Below are 18,009 nucleotides of genomic sequence, written 5' to 3' on the forward strand. Positions count from 1 at the left end.
TATGCTAAAATTAAAAAGAGGCGATTATGAGAAAATTTTAAAGCATTGTACAGAGGGGCTTCCGAATGAGGCGTGCGGTCTCATAGCAGGGACGAAGAACGGTGAGGTCAAAACGGTTGAAAAAGTCTATCTGCTGACAAACTTAGATGAGAGCAATGAGCATTTTTCCATGGATCCGAAGGAACAGTTGGCGGCAGTAAAAGATGCCAGAGCAAACGGTTTTGAGCTTCTTGGAAACTTTCACTCTCATCCGGAGTCACCGTCCAGGCCTTCTGAGGAGGATAAAAGACTGGCATATGATTCGACAAGCGAATATCTGATACTATCACTGATGGAAGCAGGAAAACCGGTATTAAACGCTTTTCATATCGACAAGGATAAAAATGTAAGCGTAAATGAAATTGAAATTGTATAGAGTAGCATAATTAATTTGGAGGAAAAAATTATGAAGAAAAATTTAAAAAGAATTGTTTCACTGGCATTGGCGGCAGGTATGACACTTTCTCTTGCGGCATGCGCAGGTTCAGCTAAGGAAACAGCCGGTACGGCATCCGGAACGGTAACACTGACCAACGTTTCTTACGATCCTACAAGAGAGTTTTATGTGGCATATAACGAAATATTTGAAAAATATTACTTGGAGAAAACCGGAACACAGGTAGATGTGGTACAGTCACATGGCGGCTCAGGCGGTCAGGCACGTTCCGTAATAGAGGGAGCTAATGCAGATGTTGTGACACTTGCCCTTGCCCATGATATCACATTGGTTGAGAATGCAGGTCTCATTGAGTCAGGTTGGCTTGATGAATTCGAAGGAAACTCTTCCCCTTATACGTCCACAATTGTTTTTCTTGTGAGAAAGGGAAATGAAAAAGGTATTCAGGACTGGGGTGATTTGACCAAAGAGGGTGTAGCGGTTATCACACCTGATCCAAAGAGCAGCGGCGGTGCATGCTGGAATTTCTTGGCAGCATGGTATTATGCAGGTCAGCAGTTTAACAATGATGAGGAACAGATGAAGGACTTTATGTCACAGCTTTATGCCAATGTAACCGTTATGGATTCCGGTGCGAGAGGAGCGACGACGACCTTTGTTGAAAACGGTCAGGGAGATGTTCTCCTTGCATGGGAAAATGAAGCACTTTTAACCGTTTCGGAATACCCAGACGAATATGAGATTATATCTCCAAGCATCAGTATACTGGCAGAGCCAAGCGTGGCGATTGTAGATGAAAATGCAGAGAAGGACAATACAACAGAGGTGGCAAAGGAGTATTTGGAATACCTCTACACCGATGAGGCACAAGAGCTTATCGGAGAGTATGGCTACCGTCCGTCAAACGAAGATATATTGCAGGAATTTTCTGATAAATTTGATTTGAATATTGAACTTTGCACAATTGACGATTTCGGAGGCTGGGATGCTGTATACGAGAAATTCTTTGTAGACGGCGGAATCTTTGATGAAATCTACGGGAATTAAAAGAGGCGAAAATTAGAATTTTTGAAAGGATTGAAACTGGTATCTGATTATGAAAGCATATCTAACAAAATTTACACGGAAAGACAGAGTTATACCGGGCTTTGGGCTGACGATGGGGGTAACCCTTCTGATGCTGTCTCTTATTATATTGCTTCCGTTAGTGTCTGTACTTGTCTATTCATTTCAACTGACACCGAGTGAGTTTCTTGAACTCATCACAAAGGATAATGTAATAAACGCATTTAAAACGAGTATTATATGTGCTTTCATCGCCTCAATCATCAACTGTGTGTTTGGAGTCATTCTTGCATGGGTGCTTGTGAGATACGAGTTTCCCGGCAAAAGAATACTGGATGGCTTAATTGAGCTTCCGTTTGCTCTTCCGACCGCGGTAGCAGGAATCACCCTTTCAAAGCTCTATTCTGATACAGGAATGTTTGGAAAACCGTTGGCGGAGCTTGGATTAAAGGTTTCTTACACAAAGCTTGGCCTTACCATCGCACTTATTTTTATCGGAATTCCCTTTGTTGTAAGGGCAATCCAGCCGGTTTTGGAAAAGCTTGATACCCAATATGAGGAGGCGGCCTATATACTTGGAGCAACAAAGACGAAAACCTTTTTTCGCGTTATTTTACCGGAGCTTAGACCTGCCTTGCTCACCGGCTTTGGCTTGGCATTTGCCAGAGGAATTGGCGAATACGGAAGTGTTATCTATATATCCGGCAACAGTGCAAAAGAGGAGACACAGGTGATTTCCTATGTCATAATGCAAAAGCTTAATTATGTGGACTATGCGAGTGCCACGGCTATTGCACTGATCATGCTTATTATTTCGTTTCTCATTTTGCTTTGTATCAATATGATTCAGATTGTCCAGTCCAGACGAACCAATCAAATTTAGGAGGTGTGGCATGCAGGAAAATAGCAGAGAAGAAAACAAAGTCACAAAAATTATTTTAATTACAATAAGCATCCTGTTTGTTGCACTTATGCTCATCGTGCCGCTTATATCCGTTATCATCAACTCGTTAAGTGAGGGTATCAGCTTTTATCTGAAATCACTTGGCACAGAATATGCCGTGTCGGCATTGAAGGTAACGCTGCTTGCTACGATCATTGCGGTTATTATCAATTCCTTTTTCGGAATCATGGCAGCATGGCTGATTACGAAATTTTCCTTTAAAGGAAAACAGGTGCTTGCAACGCTCATCGATATTCCTTTTTCCATTTCCCCGGTTATCGCAGGTCTTGCATTTATTATGACCTTCGGAAGACTTGGCTGGGCAAATGGTTTGATTGAGGGCATCAACAGTGCGCTGGGAACGGATATTCAGATTGTGTTTGCCATTCCGGGTGTAGTGCTTGCCACAATATTTGTCACCTTCCCTTTTGTCTCCAGAGAGATTATTCCGGTGTTAAACGCACAGGGAAAGGACGAAGAGGAGGCTGCAGCCTTGATGGGAGCAGGCGGATTTACGATATTTCGCAAAATTACTTTCCCACATATCAAGTGGGCGCTGCTGTACGGAATTATTCTTTGTACAGCCAGGGCACTCGGAGAATTCGGAGCGGTAAATGCATTGTCAAAGACGAGAGGAGAGACGTTTACCCTTCCTCTTGAGATTGATGCACTTTACCTGTCCGGCTCAAGTGACTCCATCACGGCGGCATTTGCGGTGTCCTCGATACTTGTTATCATCGCACTTATTGTTATGGTGGCAAGAAATATCGTGGAATATAAAGCAAAAAGGAAGGCACAGAATATCTGATTGTGTATGAGGAGAAATCTATGTATGTTGAATTAAAAAATATTGATAAACATTACGGCGACTACAAAGCCTCTGACGATATCAATATCGGAATTGAAAAAGGAAAGCTGGTGGCACTGCTTGGACCAAGCGGAAGCGGAAAGACGACAATACTTCGTATGATAGCAGGACTGGAAACTCCCGACCTTGGAGACATCATCATTGACGGAAAACGAGTAAATGACATTGCTCCGGCGGAGAGAGGCATAGGCTTTGTATTTCAAAATTATGCTTTGTTTCGCTATATGACCGTATATGAAAATCTTGCCTTTGGGCTTGAAATTAAAAAGGTGCCGAAAAAGCAGATTAAGGAGAGAGTCGCAGAACTTATTGAGCTGACAGGACTAAAGGGCTTAGAGAAAAGATATCCGAACCAATTGTCCGGAGGTCAGAGACAAAGGGTTGCCTTTGCCAGAGCACTTGCACCAAATCCAAGTCTTCTTCTTCTCGATGAGCCGTTTGCGGCGATTGATGCCAAGGTACGTGCAGAGCTTAGAAGCTGGCTTCGCGAAATGATACACAAGGTAGGCATCACGAGTATATTTGTCACCCATGATCAGGACGAAGCGGTGGAGGTAGCAGATGAGATTATCATCACAAACAAAGGAAGAATTGAACAGACCGCATCTCCGCTTGAAATATACAAAAATCCGCAGACTCCTTTTGTGGCGGAATTTATCGGACAGTCCGCAAAGGTTCAGGAGTATTACAAGCTGAGAGGCTTTGAAAAGGGCAATTACGACGGCGCAATTATCCGTCCTGAGTTCGTGGAAAGCTTTAAGAGTGACAATGTGAAATTCAAGGATATTATCAATTATTCTGAGACAGGTGTTATCGAGGATATTTCATTCAGAGGAAACTGTCTAGAGGTAAAGCTCAATGTCAGCGGAATTATTTTGACAACGCACCGTTCCCTTGAGAGGCGTCCAATCAGCATCGGTGAGAAGATGTGTGTCGTGGTATACAGGGTGTACGCCTATGACAAGGAAAGAGCTTATCTCTTGGAAAATAAGGAACTTGAGGGCAAGGATATTGTAACCTTTTAAGGCACTTCATGCCAAAACGCGAATATAAGGATATGGTAAATGACATGCACAAGAAATTAAATCATAAACTGATACACACAGATGTTTTAATTATAGGCGGAGGCACAGCAGGTTGTTACGCTGCCCTTACGCTAAGCAGAAATTCAGATTTGTCTGTTGTGGTAGCCGAAAAGGCAAATATAAAACGAAGCGGCTGCCTTGCAGCGGGAGTCAATGCAATTAATGCCTACATTGTGGAGGGCAGAAAGCCGGAGGACTATGTAGACTACGCGACAAAGGATGCAAACGGCATCGTGCGAAAAGACCTGCTTTTGAGCGCTGCAAACCGCTTTAACGAGGTGACCCATGAGATGGAGAGGCTCGGTCTTGTTATTTTGAAGGACGAAAACGGAAACTATGTGGCAAGGGGAAACCGCAATATCAAAATAAACGGTGAGAATTTTAAACCGATTCTTGCAAAGGCAGTAAAAGAGGCTTCCAATGTCACGGTATTAAATAATGCGAACATAACGGATTTGCTCGTGGAGGATAATATGGCGAAGGGAGCCGTGGGATTTAGCATCACAGAGGAAACCGTCTATGAGATAAGAGCTAAGGCTGTCCTTGTTGCAACCGGAGGGGCAGCAGGGCTTTATAAGCCGAACAATCCTGGATTTTCCCGCCATAAAATGTGGTATCCGCCTTTTAATACCGGTGCCGGCTATGCGATGGGAATTCTGGCAGGAGCAGAAATGACCTCTTTTGAGATGCGCTTTATCGCCCTTCGATGCAAGGATACCATTGCACCGACCGGAACAATTGCGCAGGGAGTGAGAGCAAAGCAGATTAACTCCAAGGGAGAGGTGTACGAGGACAAATACGGCATCACGACCAGCGAGCGAGTGTATGGCACAGTCAAGGAAAATCAGCTTGGAAACGGACCTTGCTACTTGCAGACAAGTGTAATCGAAGCCGAGCGGGATGAGGAACTGTTAAAAGCATATCTGAATATGGCACCGAGCCAGACCTTGAAATGGATTGAGAGCGGCAAAAATCCAAGTGAACAGGATGTAGAGATTGCAGGAACCGAGCCTTATATCGTCGGCGGACATACGGCAAGCGGCTATTGGGTAAATACAAAGCGAGAGACCACCGTCAAGGGTTTGTATGCGGCAGGAGACGTGTCAGGCGGCTGTCCGCAGAAATATGTAACCGGAGCACTTGCAGAAGGTGAGATTGCGGCACTTGATATCATCGAAAAGCTTGCGAAGCAAAAAGATATTTCTATTCAAAGGGATTTTGTAGAAAAAAGAATAGCACAATATGAGGCAATTTTAAGTAATGAAGCGGCAGACTTTTCCGTTTGGGAGCTGGAGGAGGCTATGCAGAAGGTTATGGACGAATATGCGGGCGGCATCTCTACTCTCTACCAGTTTAACGAAAAACAGTTACTCCTTGCCAAGGAAAAGATTGAACAGATTGCAGCGTTGACAGAGCATTTGGGAGCAGCCGACATGCATGAGCTGATGTTTGTGTATGAACTAAAGGAGAGGCTGACCGTGTGCCAGTCACTCATAGCCCATCTACTTTATAGAAAGGAAACAAGATGGCATTCCTTCAATGAGAATTTGGATTATCCCGATACAAATCAAGACTATTTTAAATATGTAAATTCAAAGCTGGTAAACGGAAGTCTTGAGATTGTATTGAGAGATATTGTACAGGAGGCAGAGTATGAGCATAAGAATTAATAAAGAAAAGTGCGTGGGCTGCCTGAAATGTATGAAAGTCTGTCCGGGAACTCTGATTAAGGAAAAGGACAATAAGGTATATATCAAATATCCGAAGGATTGCTGGGGCTGTGTATCCTGCGTAAAAGAATGCAGATTCGGTGCGATTGATTTTTATCTGGGTGCCGATATCGGTGGGAATGCAGGCACCATGAATGTTTCTTATGAAGGAGATATTCTCCATTGGAATATAACAAAAAGTGATGGAACCAAAAAGGTAATCGATGTGAACAGCAAAGATTCAAACAAATATTAGGAGAAAAGACTATGAGTAATGTATTATCACATTTGGATGAATTAGAGGCAGAGGCAATCTATATCATACGAGAGGTTGCCGCAGAGTGCGAAAATCCGGTTATGCTTTATTCAATCGGCAAGGACAGCTCGGTGATGCTTCATCTGGCAATGAAGGCATTTTATCCGGAGAAGCCCCCGTTTCCTTTTTTACATGTCAACACAACATGGAAGTTTAAAGAGATGATTGAGTTTCGCGATAAGACGGCAAAAGAGCTTGGGATTGAGATGCTTGAGTTCATCAATGAGGACGGTGTGGCGAGAGGAATCAACCCATTTGATCATGGCTCTTCCTATACCGACATTATGAAGACACAGGCGCTCAAGCAGGCATTGAATAAATATGGTTTTACCGCGGCATTTGGAGGCGGCAGACGTGACGAGGAGAAGAGCCGGGCGAAGGAAAGAATTTTTTCCTTCCGAAATGCCTCCCATGCATGGGACCCGAAAAATCAGAGACCGGAGATGTGGAAGCTGTATAATACGCAGATAAACAAGGGCGAGAGTATTCGCGTGTTTCCGATTTCTAACTGGACGGAGAAAGATATCTGGCAGTATATCCAGCGTGAGAATATTCCGATTGTTCCGCTCTATTTTGCGGCTGAGCGTCCGGTAGTTTTCCGTGACGAAAATATTATTATGGTTGACGATGAACGAATGAAGCTAAATCCGGGTGAAGTTCCCGAGATGAAAAAAGTCCGCTTCCGTACGCTGGGCTGTTATCCTCTCTCGGGTGGCGTGCTTTCCGATGCGGTTACGCTGGATGAAATTATTGAAGAAACCTTGAGTTCTGTTGAATCAGAGAGAACGAGCCGTGTCATTGACAAGGATGGCGGTGCGGCAAGTATGGAAAAGAGAAAGAGAGAAGGGTATTTCTAATGAATGGATTGCTTAAATTTATAACATGCGGCAGCGTAGATGACGGAAAATCAACACTAATTGGACATATTCTGTATGATTCCAAGCTGCTCTATGCCGATCAGGAAAAGGCATTATTATTAGACAGCAAGGTAGGCTCCAGAGGCGGTGCGATTGATTACTCTCTTCTTTTGGACGGTCTGATGGCAGAGAGAGAGCAGGGTATCACGATTGATGTGGCTTACCGCTATTTTACAACCGATAACAGAAGCTTTATCGTTGCCGACACACCGGGGCATGAAGAATATACGAGAAATATGGCGGTTGGTGCCTCTTTTGCCCAACTCTCCATCATATTGGTGGACGCAAAGCAGGGAGTGCTCGTGCAGACCAGACGCCATTCCAGAATTTGTTCCCTGATGGGAATCAACCACTTTGTATTTGCCGTAAACAAGATGGATTTGGTGGGATACAGCGAGGAGCGATTCGAGGAAATTAAAAAGGATATTTTGACGCTGTCAAATGAGCTGTCGCTAAAAAATGTAAAGGTGATTCCGGTCAGTGCGACAGAAGGCGATAATGTGACGAAAAAGTCAGAGAATATGCCTTGGTACACGGAAGATATTCTGATGACTCATCTGGAGCAGGTGGACGTGTCCGAGAGCGATGAGAGCAATGATTTTTATATGCCGGTGCAGCGAGTATGTCGTCCGAACCACAATTTCAGAGGCTTTCAGGGACAGATTGAAGCAGGCAGGGTAAAGGTCGGACAGAAGCTCTTTTCCCTCCCGAGCATTGAGAGTGCTACGGTGGAAAGCATATTAATCGGTGATAAAGAGAGTGAGGAAGCGTTTGCAGGGCAGGCTGTTACCATTCAGCTTGACCGCGAAGTGGATGTAAGCCGTGGCTGTGTTTTAACGGATAATGAAAATCTTCCAATTGCAAAAAATATTCAAACGACCCTTCTGTGGATGGATGATGAGCCGTTGACGGTCGGAAAGGACTACCTTGTAAAACTTGGAACAAAGATGATTCCGGCAATCGTAAAAAACATTGAATACAAAATTGATGTAAATACGGGCGAACACCAAAAAATTGACAAGGTTGAAAAGAATGAAATTATTTTTTGTGAAATCGAATTTTCAGAAAAGATAGTGGTAAATGAATTCAAGAAAAATAAGACACTTGGCGAACTTATCTTGATTGACCGTGTCAGCCATATGACCTCTGCCTGCGGCGTAGTGGACTATGTTGATAGGGAAGGCGAAAAACCATATTTTGAGAAGGACGAAATCAAGGCGGGCGGCTATATTTTTGAGGAGTTTTATTTCAATCTGGAAAATGCGTTCTTATCCAGAACAAAGACAAAGGATAAAACTTATCGTGTAGGAGACGGTGTTCCGACAGAGGGTGACAGCTTTAAGTATCCGGATTTCTTTGATATCATTGACGCGGAGGATAATGCCGCAATTCTCATACGAAATGCCAAAATCGCGAATATCATAAGTCTGAATGAGTTTGAGTACAATGGACTGCCGGTTTTAGATGAGAAAGGCTTTGCGCTTCGCATCAAGTCACATGCGGATTTTGATAATTATATGTATGAGTTCAAAAATCAAAGAAGAGAGAATAAGGGCGCTTTTGTAAATAAGTGGTCAAAGTTCGAGGGATATAGAAGAATCGTATTTAATGATAATTTTTGGATGATTTAAGTCAAAGAGAATTTAAGCGTCAAAAGTGTTTTTTCTATATATTAGTATAGAACAGAGGGAAGTCCCATGCTTGGAAGAGTGTGGGACTTTCTTTAACTTTAATTAATTTAGTATACTACTTTTTAACTTTTATTCCAACATATATTGAAATGAGTTTGAATAGGTGTTACTCTATTTATAGATTAATTAAGCCATTTTTTTATTCTAACGGATTAACAAAGTATGGACAATTAAAGAAGTGGAAAAGCTAAAATAAGACTTGATGAAGGTATGACCCCCTATTTATTTGACCTACAGGAAAAGTTCACTTCCTATGGACTTTACAACATTTTGAAAATGAAAAGCCAATATTCCATAAGGTTTTTTGAAATTTTAAAATCGTATACCTATCAAAAATCAAATTCCGTATTGAAGTCAAAAGTGGAATTGAATCTCATATATCTTATGATTGGAAATTAAAAAGTTAAAAAAATATCAATTATAAAATCAAAAAAATAAAATAGGAGGAAAAAATTATGAGTGATAAAGAAGAAAAAAACAAAATGAATGAATATAAAAAAAATCCAATGATTAATTTTTCAGATTCTATAAACCGTTCAATTATAGGTGATTTAAATAATTTAATAAAAGGTAATTTTATTACAAGAATTATTACACTAATCATTCTTGCAGCTATATTATTTTTGGTTATTAAATAATATTCACAGTGTGTTAATAGAGTAGACTAGTGCCATGCCTGGCACACTAGAAAAAAGGAATATCTAAAATAGATATTCCTTTTTTCTGGGGATTATATTAAGTATAATTTTTGACTAATGTTTAAGATAACCATTAGAAAATTAAAATTTTATACAATAAGTGAGAAAAAATCATTTGCAGTTTTTATATATTATTTAAACTGTTACTAACAATTCAATTGTATATGTAGCGGTCATTCCTGATATTCTTGCTACTGCCGATGTGAAGAGGCGCGTTCCAGATATTGAACTACCTGGATAATATAGTGTTTTGCTCCATCCAGTATTGTAACTAAAGGTATTTTTTGTTGGATATTTTTCCAAATATTTTCCCATTGGCACTCCACTATATAACCAAACTTCCCTGTCCGACATATATAGAGAACTTATACTTGGAGTCCAACTGCCTGAACAACTTGAAACTGTTATATAATCACCACTTTTTGTATAATTTATTGTTCCTACTGCTTTTACAGAATTTTCAGTTTTATTTCCTCCTGCACTGCTCTGTATTGATATTCCTGTTGAAGAAGGAAGTTCAACTGTAACTGTATATGTTTTTGAAAAAGTTTCGCTTGAAATATTATTAACTGATGCTAAACCATATGTTTCTAAAAAATTTATATTTGATGGTTTTAATTCTATGGTAACATCATCAACATCTAGATTCGTAACTTCACCTGTTTCCATGTTAATTAGTCTTGCTGTTACTACATTTTCATTTGCTTTATCTGGTATTTCTGAAGCAAGTGCCTTAAAGTCACTTATTTGAAAAATAAATAGAGTTAATGCCAAAGTTGTAATCAATAAACTTACTCTTTTCAATAAATATTTTACATTATTCATATAAAGCTCCCTTCTTATCCTGTTTTTTCTCTTACTTATTATCCCCTATTGTTAATTGTAAATGATAATAGTTGCCATTGCAAATTAAAATATGATATTTTCTAAGTATTTAAACTAAACATTAAAAGTCAAAACATAAAAATTGTAAATTATCTGCATCCCCGTCTGACATACTCTAAGTACAAAAGAAAAAGGAGGGGTCCATATGTGGAAAGTAAATCTTGAGACATTATTCAGATAAAAAATTAAAGTTATTCACTTTGTCTATTTTAAGTGTGGTAGGATTTTAAATGAAGATAGAATATCGGAAGGTTGATATTATCATAATTTTTCCGTTGTATAGATAAGCGCTTGGCTGCTTATTTTGTTGACATAAAGTCCGAGAACCATACTAGAAAACTGTCTCGCAAAAAAAATCAAATGATTCACCAATAAACTTTTTGCCACTAAACAGTACGTTTTTACCAACATTTTAAGATTTTTAAAACTTGAACTTTACAGTAAAATCGCACAATTAGAGGACTTCTACAATACCGTAAAATATGGTATAATGCACGAGCTTAGTATTTATGGTATAATAAGTGGTAGTGCTTTTCGCACTATTAACCAGCAGTTAAGAAGCTCGCCCCTTTTCTTGTCTGAGGCTCCATTGTTTTGTTGAGGCTTCTTTTATACAATAATGTTATAAGAGACAAAGAGGCAATTTAACTAAAAATGGAGGGTGACACAATGGATTTAGGAAGAAAGATTTATGAGCTTAGAAAAATAAATAAATTAACACAGGAGCAGCTTGCAAAAGCGTTGGGGGTATCCACTCCGGCAGTGAGTAAATGGGAGACCGGGACGAGTATGCCCGATATCGCATTGCTGGCACCGCTTGCAAGAATGCTTCACACAAACCTTGATGATTTACTTTCCTTTCAGGAGCATTTGTCCGAGGCGGAGCTTGACAAAATCATGACAGAGATGACGAACACCGCCTGTGCGAACGGATTGAATGCCGCCATCGAGCTTGGAGAACAGTACTTGCGGGAATATCCAAACAGTGAGGAATTAAAGCTTCGAGTGGCGATGAGTCCTTCCATGCTTGCCTATGCGGCGGATAAGGAGTACAGGCAGGATGATGAGAAATATCGAGAGCTGATTGAACGATATACCTATATGCTGGAGGAATTACTGCATTCTGCGGATGATACAATCCGTATGGCGGCAATTGGAGCAGTTGCGGGAAGATATATGGGGAGCGGCAGGTTTGAGGAAGCAGAAGCGATACTCAAAAGGATTCCAACCAACGAATTTGATGCGAGACATATATATTCGGCACTCTACCTGATGAAGGGGGATTTGGAGCAGAGTCTCGTGTATGCGCAGAAAAATATGCTCAAGGATATACAAAACTGTATCGTTGATATCCGGGCGCAACATTCTGTTTATATAAAAAATAAGGAGTATGATAAGGCAATCAGATGCGCGGAGGATTATTATACAATAACGAAGATTTCAGGGCTTTATATGATGTATGCCAGTGACCTTCTCGTTGATACTTATCTGGCGATGAATGAGCCGGAAAAAGCGGAGGAGCATTTTCTGAATCTGATTGACGAAATGAAGCATTACGGTCATAATTATGAAAACTCTTTCTATTTTTCAGAAATAGCTTCCCAACTTAAAGTTGCTGTCATTGTTGACGGGAGTGAGGTATCTGATGCAATCAGAGAATCACTTTTAAATGTTGTGCTGAAGGATGAGCGGTATGCGGTTTTGCGAAAGTCGAAAAGGGTGGAGGAAAAATTAAAGGAATTTGAGGAAGATTTAATAAGACAGGATAATAAAGAAGAAAGAGGAATGTAGAATATGGAATACACAATTAAGCAGGTATCAGAGAAAACGAGCCTATCTATCTACACAATCAGATACTATGACAAGGAGGGGCTATTACCGCTCATAAAACGAACCGAATCCGGCAACCGGAAATTTACGGATAACGATATGGAGTGGATTGGTCTGATTTGCTGTTTGAAAAACAGCGGGATGTCAATTGAGAGGATAAAGGAATTTATGCACTGTTGTCTGAAAGGGGAGGAGGGCGTCGAGGAGAGACGTGTTATATTGGAGCAGCACAAGAAGAATATCGAAAAGCAGATTGAACAGCTCAACAAAAGTATGGAGATTGTTGACTTTAAACTAGAGCATTACAAGGAGATAGGGATTTTTCATATTGATGAAGCGGTAAAAAAGTAAAATCGTGAAAAAAATATAAAACATATACAATTTGTACAAGTAAGACAATTTCAACTTTTACAGCGACTTGTATAAAAAGCCTTGACATAGAGCTACCTCTAGGGTCTAGAATGAGAATATACAAAAATAAAACCATTTAGGAGGAACAATCATGTATCAGCCAAGTGAAGACAGATATGATAAAATGCAATATAAGAGATGTGGAAAAAGCGGGTTAAAGCTTCCGAGAGTGGCACTCGGACTTTGGCATAATTTCGGTTCCGTGGATTCTTATGAGAATCAAAAGGCATTGGTTTTTAAAGCCTTTGACCTTGGAATTACTCATTTTGACCTTGCCAATAATTATGGACCGGTACCGGGCTCAGCCGAAGAGAATTTTGGAAGAATGTTAAAAAATGAGCTGGCAAATTACCGTGATGAGCTTGTGATTTCAACGAAGGCAGGCTACACAATGTGGCAGGGACCTTATGGTGATTGGGGTTCAAAGAAATATTTGGTTTCCAGCCTAGACCAGAGCTTAAAGAGAATGGGACTTGACTATGTGGATATTTTCTATCACCACAGACCGGATCCTGAGACACCTTTAGAGGAGACGATGGATGCACTTTCCCAGATTGTACGAAGCGGAAAGGCTTTATATGTAGGTTTATCCAATTACATGCCGGAGGAGACAAAGAAGGCATCAGAGATTTTGAAAGCAAATCACACTCCTTGTATCATTCATCAGCCACGCTACAACATGTTTAACCGTTGGGTAGAGGATGGATTGCTGGATGTGCTTGAGGAAGAAGGAATCGGCTCCATCGCATTTTGTCCGCTTGCACAAGGGCTTCTGACCGACAAATACATTCACGGAATTCCGGAAGGCTCCAGAGCAACAAAAAGTGTATTCCTGCATGAGAGTGACGTGACAGAAGAGGTAATTCAAAAAGTTGTAAAATTAAATGAGATTGCAGTAAGCAGAGGACAGACACTGGCACAGATGGCATTGTCATGGGTGCTAAGAGGAGACCGTGTTACAACCGTTTTAATCGGTGCAAGCAAGGTAAAACAGATTGAAGATAATGTTCAGATTATAAATAAGCTTGATTTTTCAGCAGAAGAGCTGTCTGCAATTGAGGCGATTTTAAAGTAAAATTACCATTATGATAAGATTTTTTTGAATTTCCTAGAATACAAGAGGAGAGCCCGGATGGGGAAATCCGGGCTAATATGAAAAAAAGTTTATGTAATCAAAGTAATCAATGCAAATCATATCAAAACGTCATATTTATAAGTTATAGTGAACTGTGTTGCGAAATGTATGAATTACTTTGTTATATATATAATATAACCTTAGTTTGTGTAGGGGATTTGTATAAACTTTGAAAAAACTGTGAAGGAATAAAATAATTAGGTGGCAAGGATGAAACAAATTGAATTCAGGATGGAAAGACCAAATCTGGTAAAAGTTGGGGATGAGGTGGAGGTAAGCGGCAGAGACCTTCAGACGCTTCAGGGAATGATGTACTGCTATATGATTGAACCGGCGGTTGCGATGAGCGGAAATATCCCGATCAGCGATAAGATTAACACGACAAAAGGGGTAGTCAGTAAGCTGGAAACCGGCCCGAGCTATTGGACGGTGACGGTTGATTTTGAAGATTAGCTGGAAAAAGAGGATGAAAGTTGTCTGAATATTAAGAATTTTTGCATTTTTCCAAAAAACTCTTGCATATTCCTTAAAAAGTATATATAATCACATATAGTTGATTTTTCAACAGGCTTCCGTGGCTCAGTTGGTAGAGCGATTGATTCGTAATCAATAGATCGTGGGTTCGAGTCCCATCGGAAGCTTTAAAAATGTAGCGTGTTTACAAGGGTTTTATGGATTTTACTTTGATTACCTTGATTACCTCAATAGTATAATAGAATAAAATAAGGAGGAAATTTTGTATATTGGATAAATCAACGCAAATAAATATAAATCGTAAAAAATAGGGTAGAAGAGAAATGATAATATATTTTCTCGACTACCCTATTTTATTTATTTACCTCTATCCAAACTACCCAATTAATTTTTGCAACACGACTATAACAGCACCCAAGGAGCCAGCACCCAAAATAACAGGAAATAATTTATCTCTAATAAAATCTCGCAAATCAAACTTCATCTTATTACTTTCTAAATCTACCTTCGAATTAACAGCATCAACCCTCTCTTGTAATTTCTGCTCTAATTTACCTTGTCCATTTTTCACTTCATCAATCTGATTATCTACTTTATTAGACAACTCTTTTTGACCTTGTTTAACTTCAACTAAATCATCTTTCATGGTATCCATACTGGTGGCCATAACTTTTATAGATGCAGCTATATCATAAATTGCCTTCTGCTCGGATTTTATCTCTTTAATTTCATCTTTGATATCTTCAATCTGATGTGTATTACTTTTTGTTCTTTGCTCGACTTCTGCAAGCTTTACTTCTACATCGCCCATCACATCCTCCTCGTCTTCTTTATAATGTCTAAAATGCCTTATGCTAAAGCTTTGTTCCATGTTATCTTTCCAACAACCTTATCTTTCTCTAATCCTTTTGCGCTTTGATATTCATATGTAGCGGTAGCAGTGTCAGCATTAAATGTTGTACTGAAATTCTGTGGATTAAAACCATTTACAAATAATAATCCATTCCATGCTTTTACCATGTCACCAGTATTATTTAGTTTCAAAGTTGGCAATAAAGACTTAGTTTTATCTCCTAAGACTCCATCAACTTTTAACTTTTTTTTTACATCTGTAATGGTTTTATTTATTGCAATTTGAACAATCGTAACCATTGCTTTTTTAGACAAAGTTCCAAAAACACCATCGTCATCAATTTTCGTATATGTGAACGTAGGCTGATAAGATTTTATCTCCGAAAGATTAGAGTTGATATATTCATTAATCCATTTCTGTACGATCTTAGTATTTGCTTTAGTGGCACTTTCTGAAGTAGTAGTAGTGGTTGATGTTGTTGAGGTTTTATATTCACTCATAAACAGTTCAGCTTCACGTTTTCTTCTCGCAACTAAAGCAGCCTTATACGTTGTTGCACTACCCCAATATATAGGAAAATTCTTATAATAATCGTTAACAGAGCTGCTATGCTTTATTAATTGCATTAATCCATTTGAACCGTCTGATTTTCCAAGTCCCCGATTAAAAACATAGCTCACCAATGCATCGAAAGAGGATTGATTCAAATTTATATTTGTAACATACTTATTAACGTATCCTTCAAATTTAACCAAATCCTTGCGCAAAAGTTCTATTGCTTGTGCCTTTGTTATGGTCATACCTTTATATACATCTACTCCATAGTGTCCAACTCCGATGGTAAAATATTTCTCGCCACTTAGTTGATAAGCACTTAGTTTACATCCTTCTTCTTTGATGAGGAATTCAATCCCTTTTTCTGATGTTTTGTATCCCATTTAATTCCTCCATTTCCTAAAAATAAAAGAAGAGCAGATTTAAAAATCCACTCTTCTCACAATTCATTTTTTATAATTTATTACTTTGATATAATTTGTTCAATTGCCTGTTTTACTTTATCATAACTCGTCATCGATACTAATGCTGAAGCTAATCCTATAAGCAGCATATAGATTATATTGTTTAAATCAAAGACTATACCAGTCAACTGATAATATGTAGCCGTACCTACGATACCTACAATAAGAGCTACAATTAAAGCTAATACATTTGTAGAATAATTGACCTTATCTGTAGTTAGATTTTTTATAGCTTCGACCACCAAAGTAGTCAACGTTGAAAACGCTGTAAGTAAGAGTAAAAATAAATTAATTGTCATAATAATTCCTCCTGGTCTAATTAAAATTTACTAGTTTCGATTTCTGGATTTATATTTGCTTCATCAACCAGTCCGTTTACAAGATTTATAGATCTACTAATAGTGTCTTGTTCGGCACTGTCTAATAGATCCACACATTCTTGTTTGTTCTTATATTTTATCTTTAGTTTCAGGATTGTCTCTAGATTTTCCATCTGAAACTGACTTCCCTTTTCACTCGTTGATTTCTTCATGTACCAAATTATACTGCTTATTGCCAAAGAACCCGATATCCCAACTACACCTGTAAAGAAAGCGACAGAAGAATAGTCGGTCAAGTTTATAACGATAGGTATGCACTTATTCAATACATAAAAAAATTGAGCGAAGCAAAATATTGTAACCAGTTTTGAAAAGTTTGGCTTGAGTTGTTTTAGTTTAAATTTTCTTATAAAAACACTTCCTTTTTGAATAAAATTCGGATAAATAATAAAAATTTATTGGTTGAAACTGTCGTTTCATCTTGCTAAATATACTGTTATACCGTAAAATAATTTTATATATGAGTGGGTAAGGAGAGTATGACTATCGAATGTTTACCGAAAAAGACTTTTGCGAAATTAATAAAAATCAATATGATATTATTCGATTGGCTGAAAACTGTATTGAGTTGAAATCTGTTTTAACAGGTCATTACTGGTTAATCATTTCATGTGATAATCCTAAATTTTTATTGTTTCATAAATACTCGGCTTATCAAAATTATCATAAGCAAGAGATAAATGAATATGCTCACACCCGCTTAGTGTTACGCTATATTAAGGGACATGATAAGGCGTATTATTCACGCACCCCAGACGTAAACAACCTTTAGTTATTATCAATAATCTGCTGCTTATCTTCTTCGGTAATCCACCCTTTTTCTACAGCTTTAGTTAGCACAAGTTCTCCATTTGATTTGTATAATCTAGTCAATGTATAAACCATATTACTCCACCTCCAAGCTATTTAAGATTAGGGCATCTACTGTGTCCTCAAGATACTTAATTCTCTTTGTTGTACTGTCAATGTTCTTTAAATTAAATGTTGCGACCAAGCTAACCACTTCTGCATCTTCATCCGTTACCGTCTCTAATTTTGCGCTAGAGAGTGTTTTATCTATAAAGGTATTGCATAACACACCTTCGTCATTTAAGAAGCTGATTTGCGACAAATTATCGTCTGTGAACTTATTGTAAAGTTCCTTGAAAGCATCCAAGCTTTCAACTTCCACACTGACAAAGTTTTCGGACGCTCCGTTCTGGATTTCAATTTGCTCGCCGCTTTTTAATTCTAATTTTTCCATGATTGTTTCCTTTCTGCTCTTTTGAGCATAAAAATAAGACCGATTAAGGTC

At 38.9% G+C, this 18,009-nt stretch carries 22 protein-coding genes and 1 tRNA gene; 17 read left to right on the forward strand and 6 right to left on the reverse strand.

Annotation, left to right across the window (positions count from 1 at the left end; genetic code table 11):
- Nucleotide 1: 1 nt before the first annotated feature.
- The 11 genes from CTY48_RS06445 (at nucleotide 2) to CTY48_RS06495 (ending at nucleotide 9,668) form a co-directional block, all read left to right on the forward strand.
- Nucleotides 2-415 carry a M67 family metallopeptidase gene (locus tag CTY48_RS06445; protein WP_099467703.1) on the forward strand — a complete coding sequence of 138 codons (414 nt, stop codon included), beginning with the start codon at nucleotides 2-4 and terminating at the stop codon, nucleotides 413-415.
- 30 nt (nucleotides 416-445) lie between these two features.
- The gene (locus CTY48_RS06450) at nucleotides 446-1,483 is read left to right on the forward strand and encodes a sulfate ABC transporter substrate-binding protein (protein ID WP_099467704.1); all 1,038 of its coding nucleotides are present in this window, start codon (nucleotides 446-448) and stop codon (nucleotides 1,481-1,483) included.
- Nucleotides 1,484-1,532: 49 nt separating this feature from the next.
- Nucleotides 1,533-2,384 (forward strand): sulfate ABC transporter permease subunit CysT, encoded by an 852-nt coding sequence (gene cysT / locus CTY48_RS06455; RefSeq protein ID WP_099467705.1) that lies wholly within the window; start codon nucleotides 1,533-1,535, stop codon nucleotides 2,382-2,384.
- Between the two features lie 10 nt (nucleotides 2,385-2,394).
- The gene (locus CTY48_RS06460; protein WP_099467706.1) at nucleotides 2,395-3,252 is read left to right on the forward strand and encodes a sulfate ABC transporter permease; all 858 of its coding nucleotides are present in this window, start codon (nucleotides 2,395-2,397) and stop codon (nucleotides 3,250-3,252) included.
- A 20-nt stretch (nucleotides 3,253-3,272) separates the two neighbouring features.
- Entirely contained in the window at nucleotides 3,273-4,337 is a 1,065-nt protein-coding gene (locus CTY48_RS06465) for an ABC transporter ATP-binding protein (RefSeq protein WP_099467707.1), read from the forward strand.
- A 44-nt stretch (nucleotides 4,338-4,381) separates the two neighbouring features.
- Nucleotides 4,382-6,067: an adenylyl-sulfate reductase subunit alpha gene (locus CTY48_RS06470; RefSeq protein ID WP_456298593.1), complete on the forward strand. Its 1,686-nt coding sequence runs from the start codon at nucleotides 4,382-4,384 to the stop codon at nucleotides 6,065-6,067.
- Nucleotides 6,051-6,362 (forward strand): indolepyruvate ferredoxin oxidoreductase subunit alpha, encoded by a 312-nt coding sequence (locus CTY48_RS06475; protein ID WP_099467708.1) that lies wholly within the window; start codon nucleotides 6,051-6,053, stop codon nucleotides 6,360-6,362. The genes CTY48_RS06470 and CTY48_RS06475 overlap by 17 nt, the downstream gene beginning before the upstream one ends.
- An 11-nt stretch (nucleotides 6,363-6,373) precedes the next feature.
- Nucleotides 6,374-7,279, forward strand: a complete 906-nt coding sequence (gene cysD / locus CTY48_RS06480; protein ID WP_099467709.1) for a sulfate adenylyltransferase subunit CysD — start codon at nucleotides 6,374-6,376, stop codon at nucleotides 7,277-7,279.
- Nucleotides 7,279-8,970, forward strand: a complete 1,692-nt coding sequence (locus CTY48_RS06485; RefSeq protein ID WP_099467710.1) for a sulfate adenylyltransferase subunit 1 — start codon at nucleotides 7,279-7,281, stop codon at nucleotides 8,968-8,970. Before cysD ends, CTY48_RS06485 begins: the two co-directional genes overlap by 1 nt.
- Nucleotides 8,971-9,222: 252 nt before the next feature.
- A complete protein-coding gene (locus CTY48_RS20085) occupies nucleotides 9,223-9,429 on the forward strand; it encodes a RepB family plasmid replication initiator protein (RefSeq protein ID WP_408609851.1) in 207 nt (68 codons plus the stop codon).
- A 56-nt stretch (nucleotides 9,430-9,485) separates the two neighbouring features.
- Entirely contained in the window at nucleotides 9,486-9,668 is a 183-nt protein-coding gene (locus CTY48_RS06495) for a DUF6366 family protein (protein ID WP_099467712.1), read from the forward strand.
- A gap of 195 nt (nucleotides 9,669-9,863) precedes the next feature.
- Here the strand turns inward: CTY48_RS06495 and CTY48_RS06500 are convergent, their stop codons facing one another.
- Nucleotides 9,864-10,553 (reverse strand): hypothetical protein, encoded by a 690-nt coding sequence (locus CTY48_RS06500; protein WP_099467713.1) that lies wholly within the window; start codon nucleotides 10,551-10,553, stop codon nucleotides 9,864-9,866.
- 729 nt (nucleotides 10,554-11,282) lie between these two features.
- Here CTY48_RS06500 and CTY48_RS06505 point away from each other — a divergent pair.
- From CTY48_RS06505 to CTY48_RS06525, 5 genes are all read left to right on the forward strand, one after another.
- Nucleotides 11,283-12,404, forward strand: a complete 1,122-nt coding sequence (locus CTY48_RS06505) for a helix-turn-helix domain-containing protein (protein ID WP_180272658.1) — start codon at nucleotides 11,283-11,285, stop codon at nucleotides 12,402-12,404.
- Nucleotides 12,405-12,407: 3 nt separating this feature from the next.
- Nucleotides 12,408-12,794 (forward strand): MerR family transcriptional regulator, encoded by a 387-nt coding sequence (locus CTY48_RS06510; protein ID WP_099467715.1) that lies wholly within the window; start codon nucleotides 12,408-12,410, stop codon nucleotides 12,792-12,794.
- Between the two features lie 151 nt (nucleotides 12,795-12,945).
- Nucleotides 12,946-13,929 carry an L-glyceraldehyde 3-phosphate reductase gene (mgrA, locus tag CTY48_RS06515; RefSeq protein WP_328587792.1) on the forward strand — a complete coding sequence of 328 codons (984 nt, stop codon included), beginning with the start codon at nucleotides 12,946-12,948 and terminating at the stop codon, nucleotides 13,927-13,929.
- Nucleotides 13,930-14,199: 270 nt separating this feature from the next.
- A complete protein-coding gene (locus CTY48_RS06520) occupies nucleotides 14,200-14,442 on the forward strand; it encodes a hypothetical protein (protein ID WP_099467717.1) in 243 nt (80 codons plus the stop codon).
- A gap of 115 nt (nucleotides 14,443-14,557) precedes the next feature.
- Nucleotides 14,558-14,630, forward strand: a tRNA-Thr gene (locus CTY48_RS06525).
- A gap of 209 nt (nucleotides 14,631-14,839) precedes the next feature.
- Here the strand turns inward: CTY48_RS06525 and CTY48_RS06530 are convergent.
- The 4 genes from CTY48_RS06530 to CTY48_RS19485 form a co-directional block, all read right to left on the reverse strand.
- Nucleotides 14,840-15,274 (reverse strand): hypothetical protein, encoded by a 435-nt coding sequence (locus CTY48_RS06530; protein ID WP_099467718.1) that lies wholly within the window; start codon nucleotides 15,272-15,274, stop codon nucleotides 14,840-14,842.
- A gap of 38 nt (nucleotides 15,275-15,312) precedes the next feature.
- Entirely contained in the window at nucleotides 15,313-16,254 is a 942-nt protein-coding gene (locus CTY48_RS06535; protein WP_099467719.1) for a glycoside hydrolase family protein, read from the reverse strand.
- A gap of 80 nt (nucleotides 16,255-16,334) precedes the next feature.
- Nucleotides 16,335-16,634 (reverse strand): hypothetical protein, encoded by a 300-nt coding sequence (locus CTY48_RS06540; RefSeq protein WP_099467720.1) that lies wholly within the window; start codon nucleotides 16,632-16,634, stop codon nucleotides 16,335-16,337.
- A 20-nt stretch (nucleotides 16,635-16,654) separates the two neighbouring features.
- A complete protein-coding gene (locus CTY48_RS19485; RefSeq protein ID WP_143452698.1) occupies nucleotides 16,655-16,867 on the reverse strand; it encodes a hypothetical protein in 213 nt (70 codons plus the stop codon).
- A 338-nt stretch (nucleotides 16,868-17,205) separates the two neighbouring features.
- On the opposite strand from CTY48_RS19485, the gene CTY48_RS06545 reads away from it, so the two are divergent.
- Complete coding sequence (locus CTY48_RS06545) at nucleotides 17,206-17,487, forward strand: hypothetical protein (protein ID WP_099467721.1); 282 nt, start codon at nucleotides 17,206-17,208, stop codon at nucleotides 17,485-17,487.
- Nucleotides 17,488-17,601: 114 nt separating this feature from the next.
- Here the strand turns inward: CTY48_RS06545 and CTY48_RS06550 are convergent, their stop codons facing one another.
- Nucleotides 17,602-17,958: a hypothetical protein gene (locus CTY48_RS06550; RefSeq protein WP_099467722.1), complete on the reverse strand. Its 357-nt coding sequence runs from the start codon at nucleotides 17,956-17,958 to the stop codon at nucleotides 17,602-17,604.
- Nucleotides 17,959-18,009: the final 51 nt, after the last annotated feature.

The organism is Konateibacter massiliensis, from assembly GCF_900184995.1.
Taxonomy (GTDB): Bacteria; Bacillota; Clostridia; order Lachnospirales; family Lachnospiraceae; genus Lachnotalea; species Lachnotalea massiliensis.

Bases quoted from the DNA above. Each gene is read 5' to 3' on its own strand.
- CTY48_RS06445 (WP_099467703.1), top strand. From the start codon at position 2: ATGCTAAAATTAAAAAGAGGCGATTATGAGAAAATTTTAAAGCATTGT.
- CTY48_RS06450 (WP_099467704.1), top strand. From the start codon at position 446: ATGAAGAAAAATTTAAAAAGAATTGTTTCACTGGCATTGGCGGCAGGT.
- cysT (WP_099467705.1), top strand. From the start codon at position 1,533: ATGAAAGCATATCTAACAAAATTTACACGGAAAGACAGAGTTATACCG.
- CTY48_RS06460 (WP_099467706.1), top strand. From the start codon at position 2,395: ATGCAGGAAAATAGCAGAGAAGAAAACAAAGTCACAAAAATTATTTTA.
- CTY48_RS06465 (WP_099467707.1), top strand. From the start codon at position 3,273: ATGTATGTTGAATTAAAAAATATTGATAAACATTACGGCGACTACAAA.
- CTY48_RS06470 (WP_456298593.1), top strand. From the start codon at position 4,382: ATGCACAAGAAATTAAATCATAAACTGATACACACAGATGTTTTAATT.
- CTY48_RS06475 (WP_099467708.1), top strand. From the start codon at position 6,051: ATGAGCATAAGAATTAATAAAGAAAAGTGCGTGGGCTGCCTGAAATGT.
- cysD (WP_099467709.1), top strand. From the start codon at position 6,374: ATGAGTAATGTATTATCACATTTGGATGAATTAGAGGCAGAGGCAATC.
- CTY48_RS06485 (WP_099467710.1), top strand. From the start codon at position 7,279: ATGAATGGATTGCTTAAATTTATAACATGCGGCAGCGTAGATGACGGA.
- CTY48_RS06495 (WP_099467712.1), top strand. From the start codon at position 9,486: ATGAGTGATAAAGAAGAAAAAAACAAAATGAATGAATATAAAAAAAAT.
- CTY48_RS06500 (WP_099467713.1), bottom strand. From the start codon at position 10,553: ATGAATAATGTAAAATATTTATTGAAAAGAGTAAGTTTATTGATTACA.
- CTY48_RS06505 (WP_180272658.1), top strand. From the start codon at position 11,283: ATGGATTTAGGAAGAAAGATTTATGAGCTTAGAAAAATAAATAAATTA.
- CTY48_RS06510 (WP_099467715.1), top strand. From the start codon at position 12,408: ATGGAATACACAATTAAGCAGGTATCAGAGAAAACGAGCCTATCTATC.
- mgrA (WP_328587792.1), top strand. From the start codon at position 12,946: ATGTATCAGCCAAGTGAAGACAGATATGATAAAATGCAATATAAGAGA.
- CTY48_RS06520 (WP_099467717.1), top strand. From the start codon at position 14,200: ATGAAACAAATTGAATTCAGGATGGAAAGACCAAATCTGGTAAAAGTT.
- CTY48_RS06530 (WP_099467718.1), bottom strand. From the start codon at position 15,274: ATGGGCGATGTAGAAGTAAAGCTTGCAGAAGTCGAGCAAAGAACAAAA.
- CTY48_RS06535 (WP_099467719.1), bottom strand. From the start codon at position 16,254: ATGGGATACAAAACATCAGAAAAAGGGATTGAATTCCTCATCAAAGAA.
- CTY48_RS06540 (WP_099467720.1), bottom strand. From the start codon at position 16,634: ATGACAATTAATTTATTTTTACTCTTACTTACAGCGTTTTCAACGTTG.
- CTY48_RS19485 (WP_143452698.1), bottom strand. From the start codon at position 16,867: ATGAAGAAATCAACGAGTGAAAAGGGAAGTCAGTTTCAGATGGAAAAT.
- CTY48_RS06545 (WP_099467721.1), top strand. From the start codon at position 17,206: ATGTTTACCGAAAAAGACTTTTGCGAAATTAATAAAAATCAATATGAT.
- CTY48_RS06550 (WP_099467722.1), bottom strand. From the start codon at position 17,958: ATGGAAAAATTAGAATTAAAAAGCGGCGAGCAAATTGAAATCCAGAAC.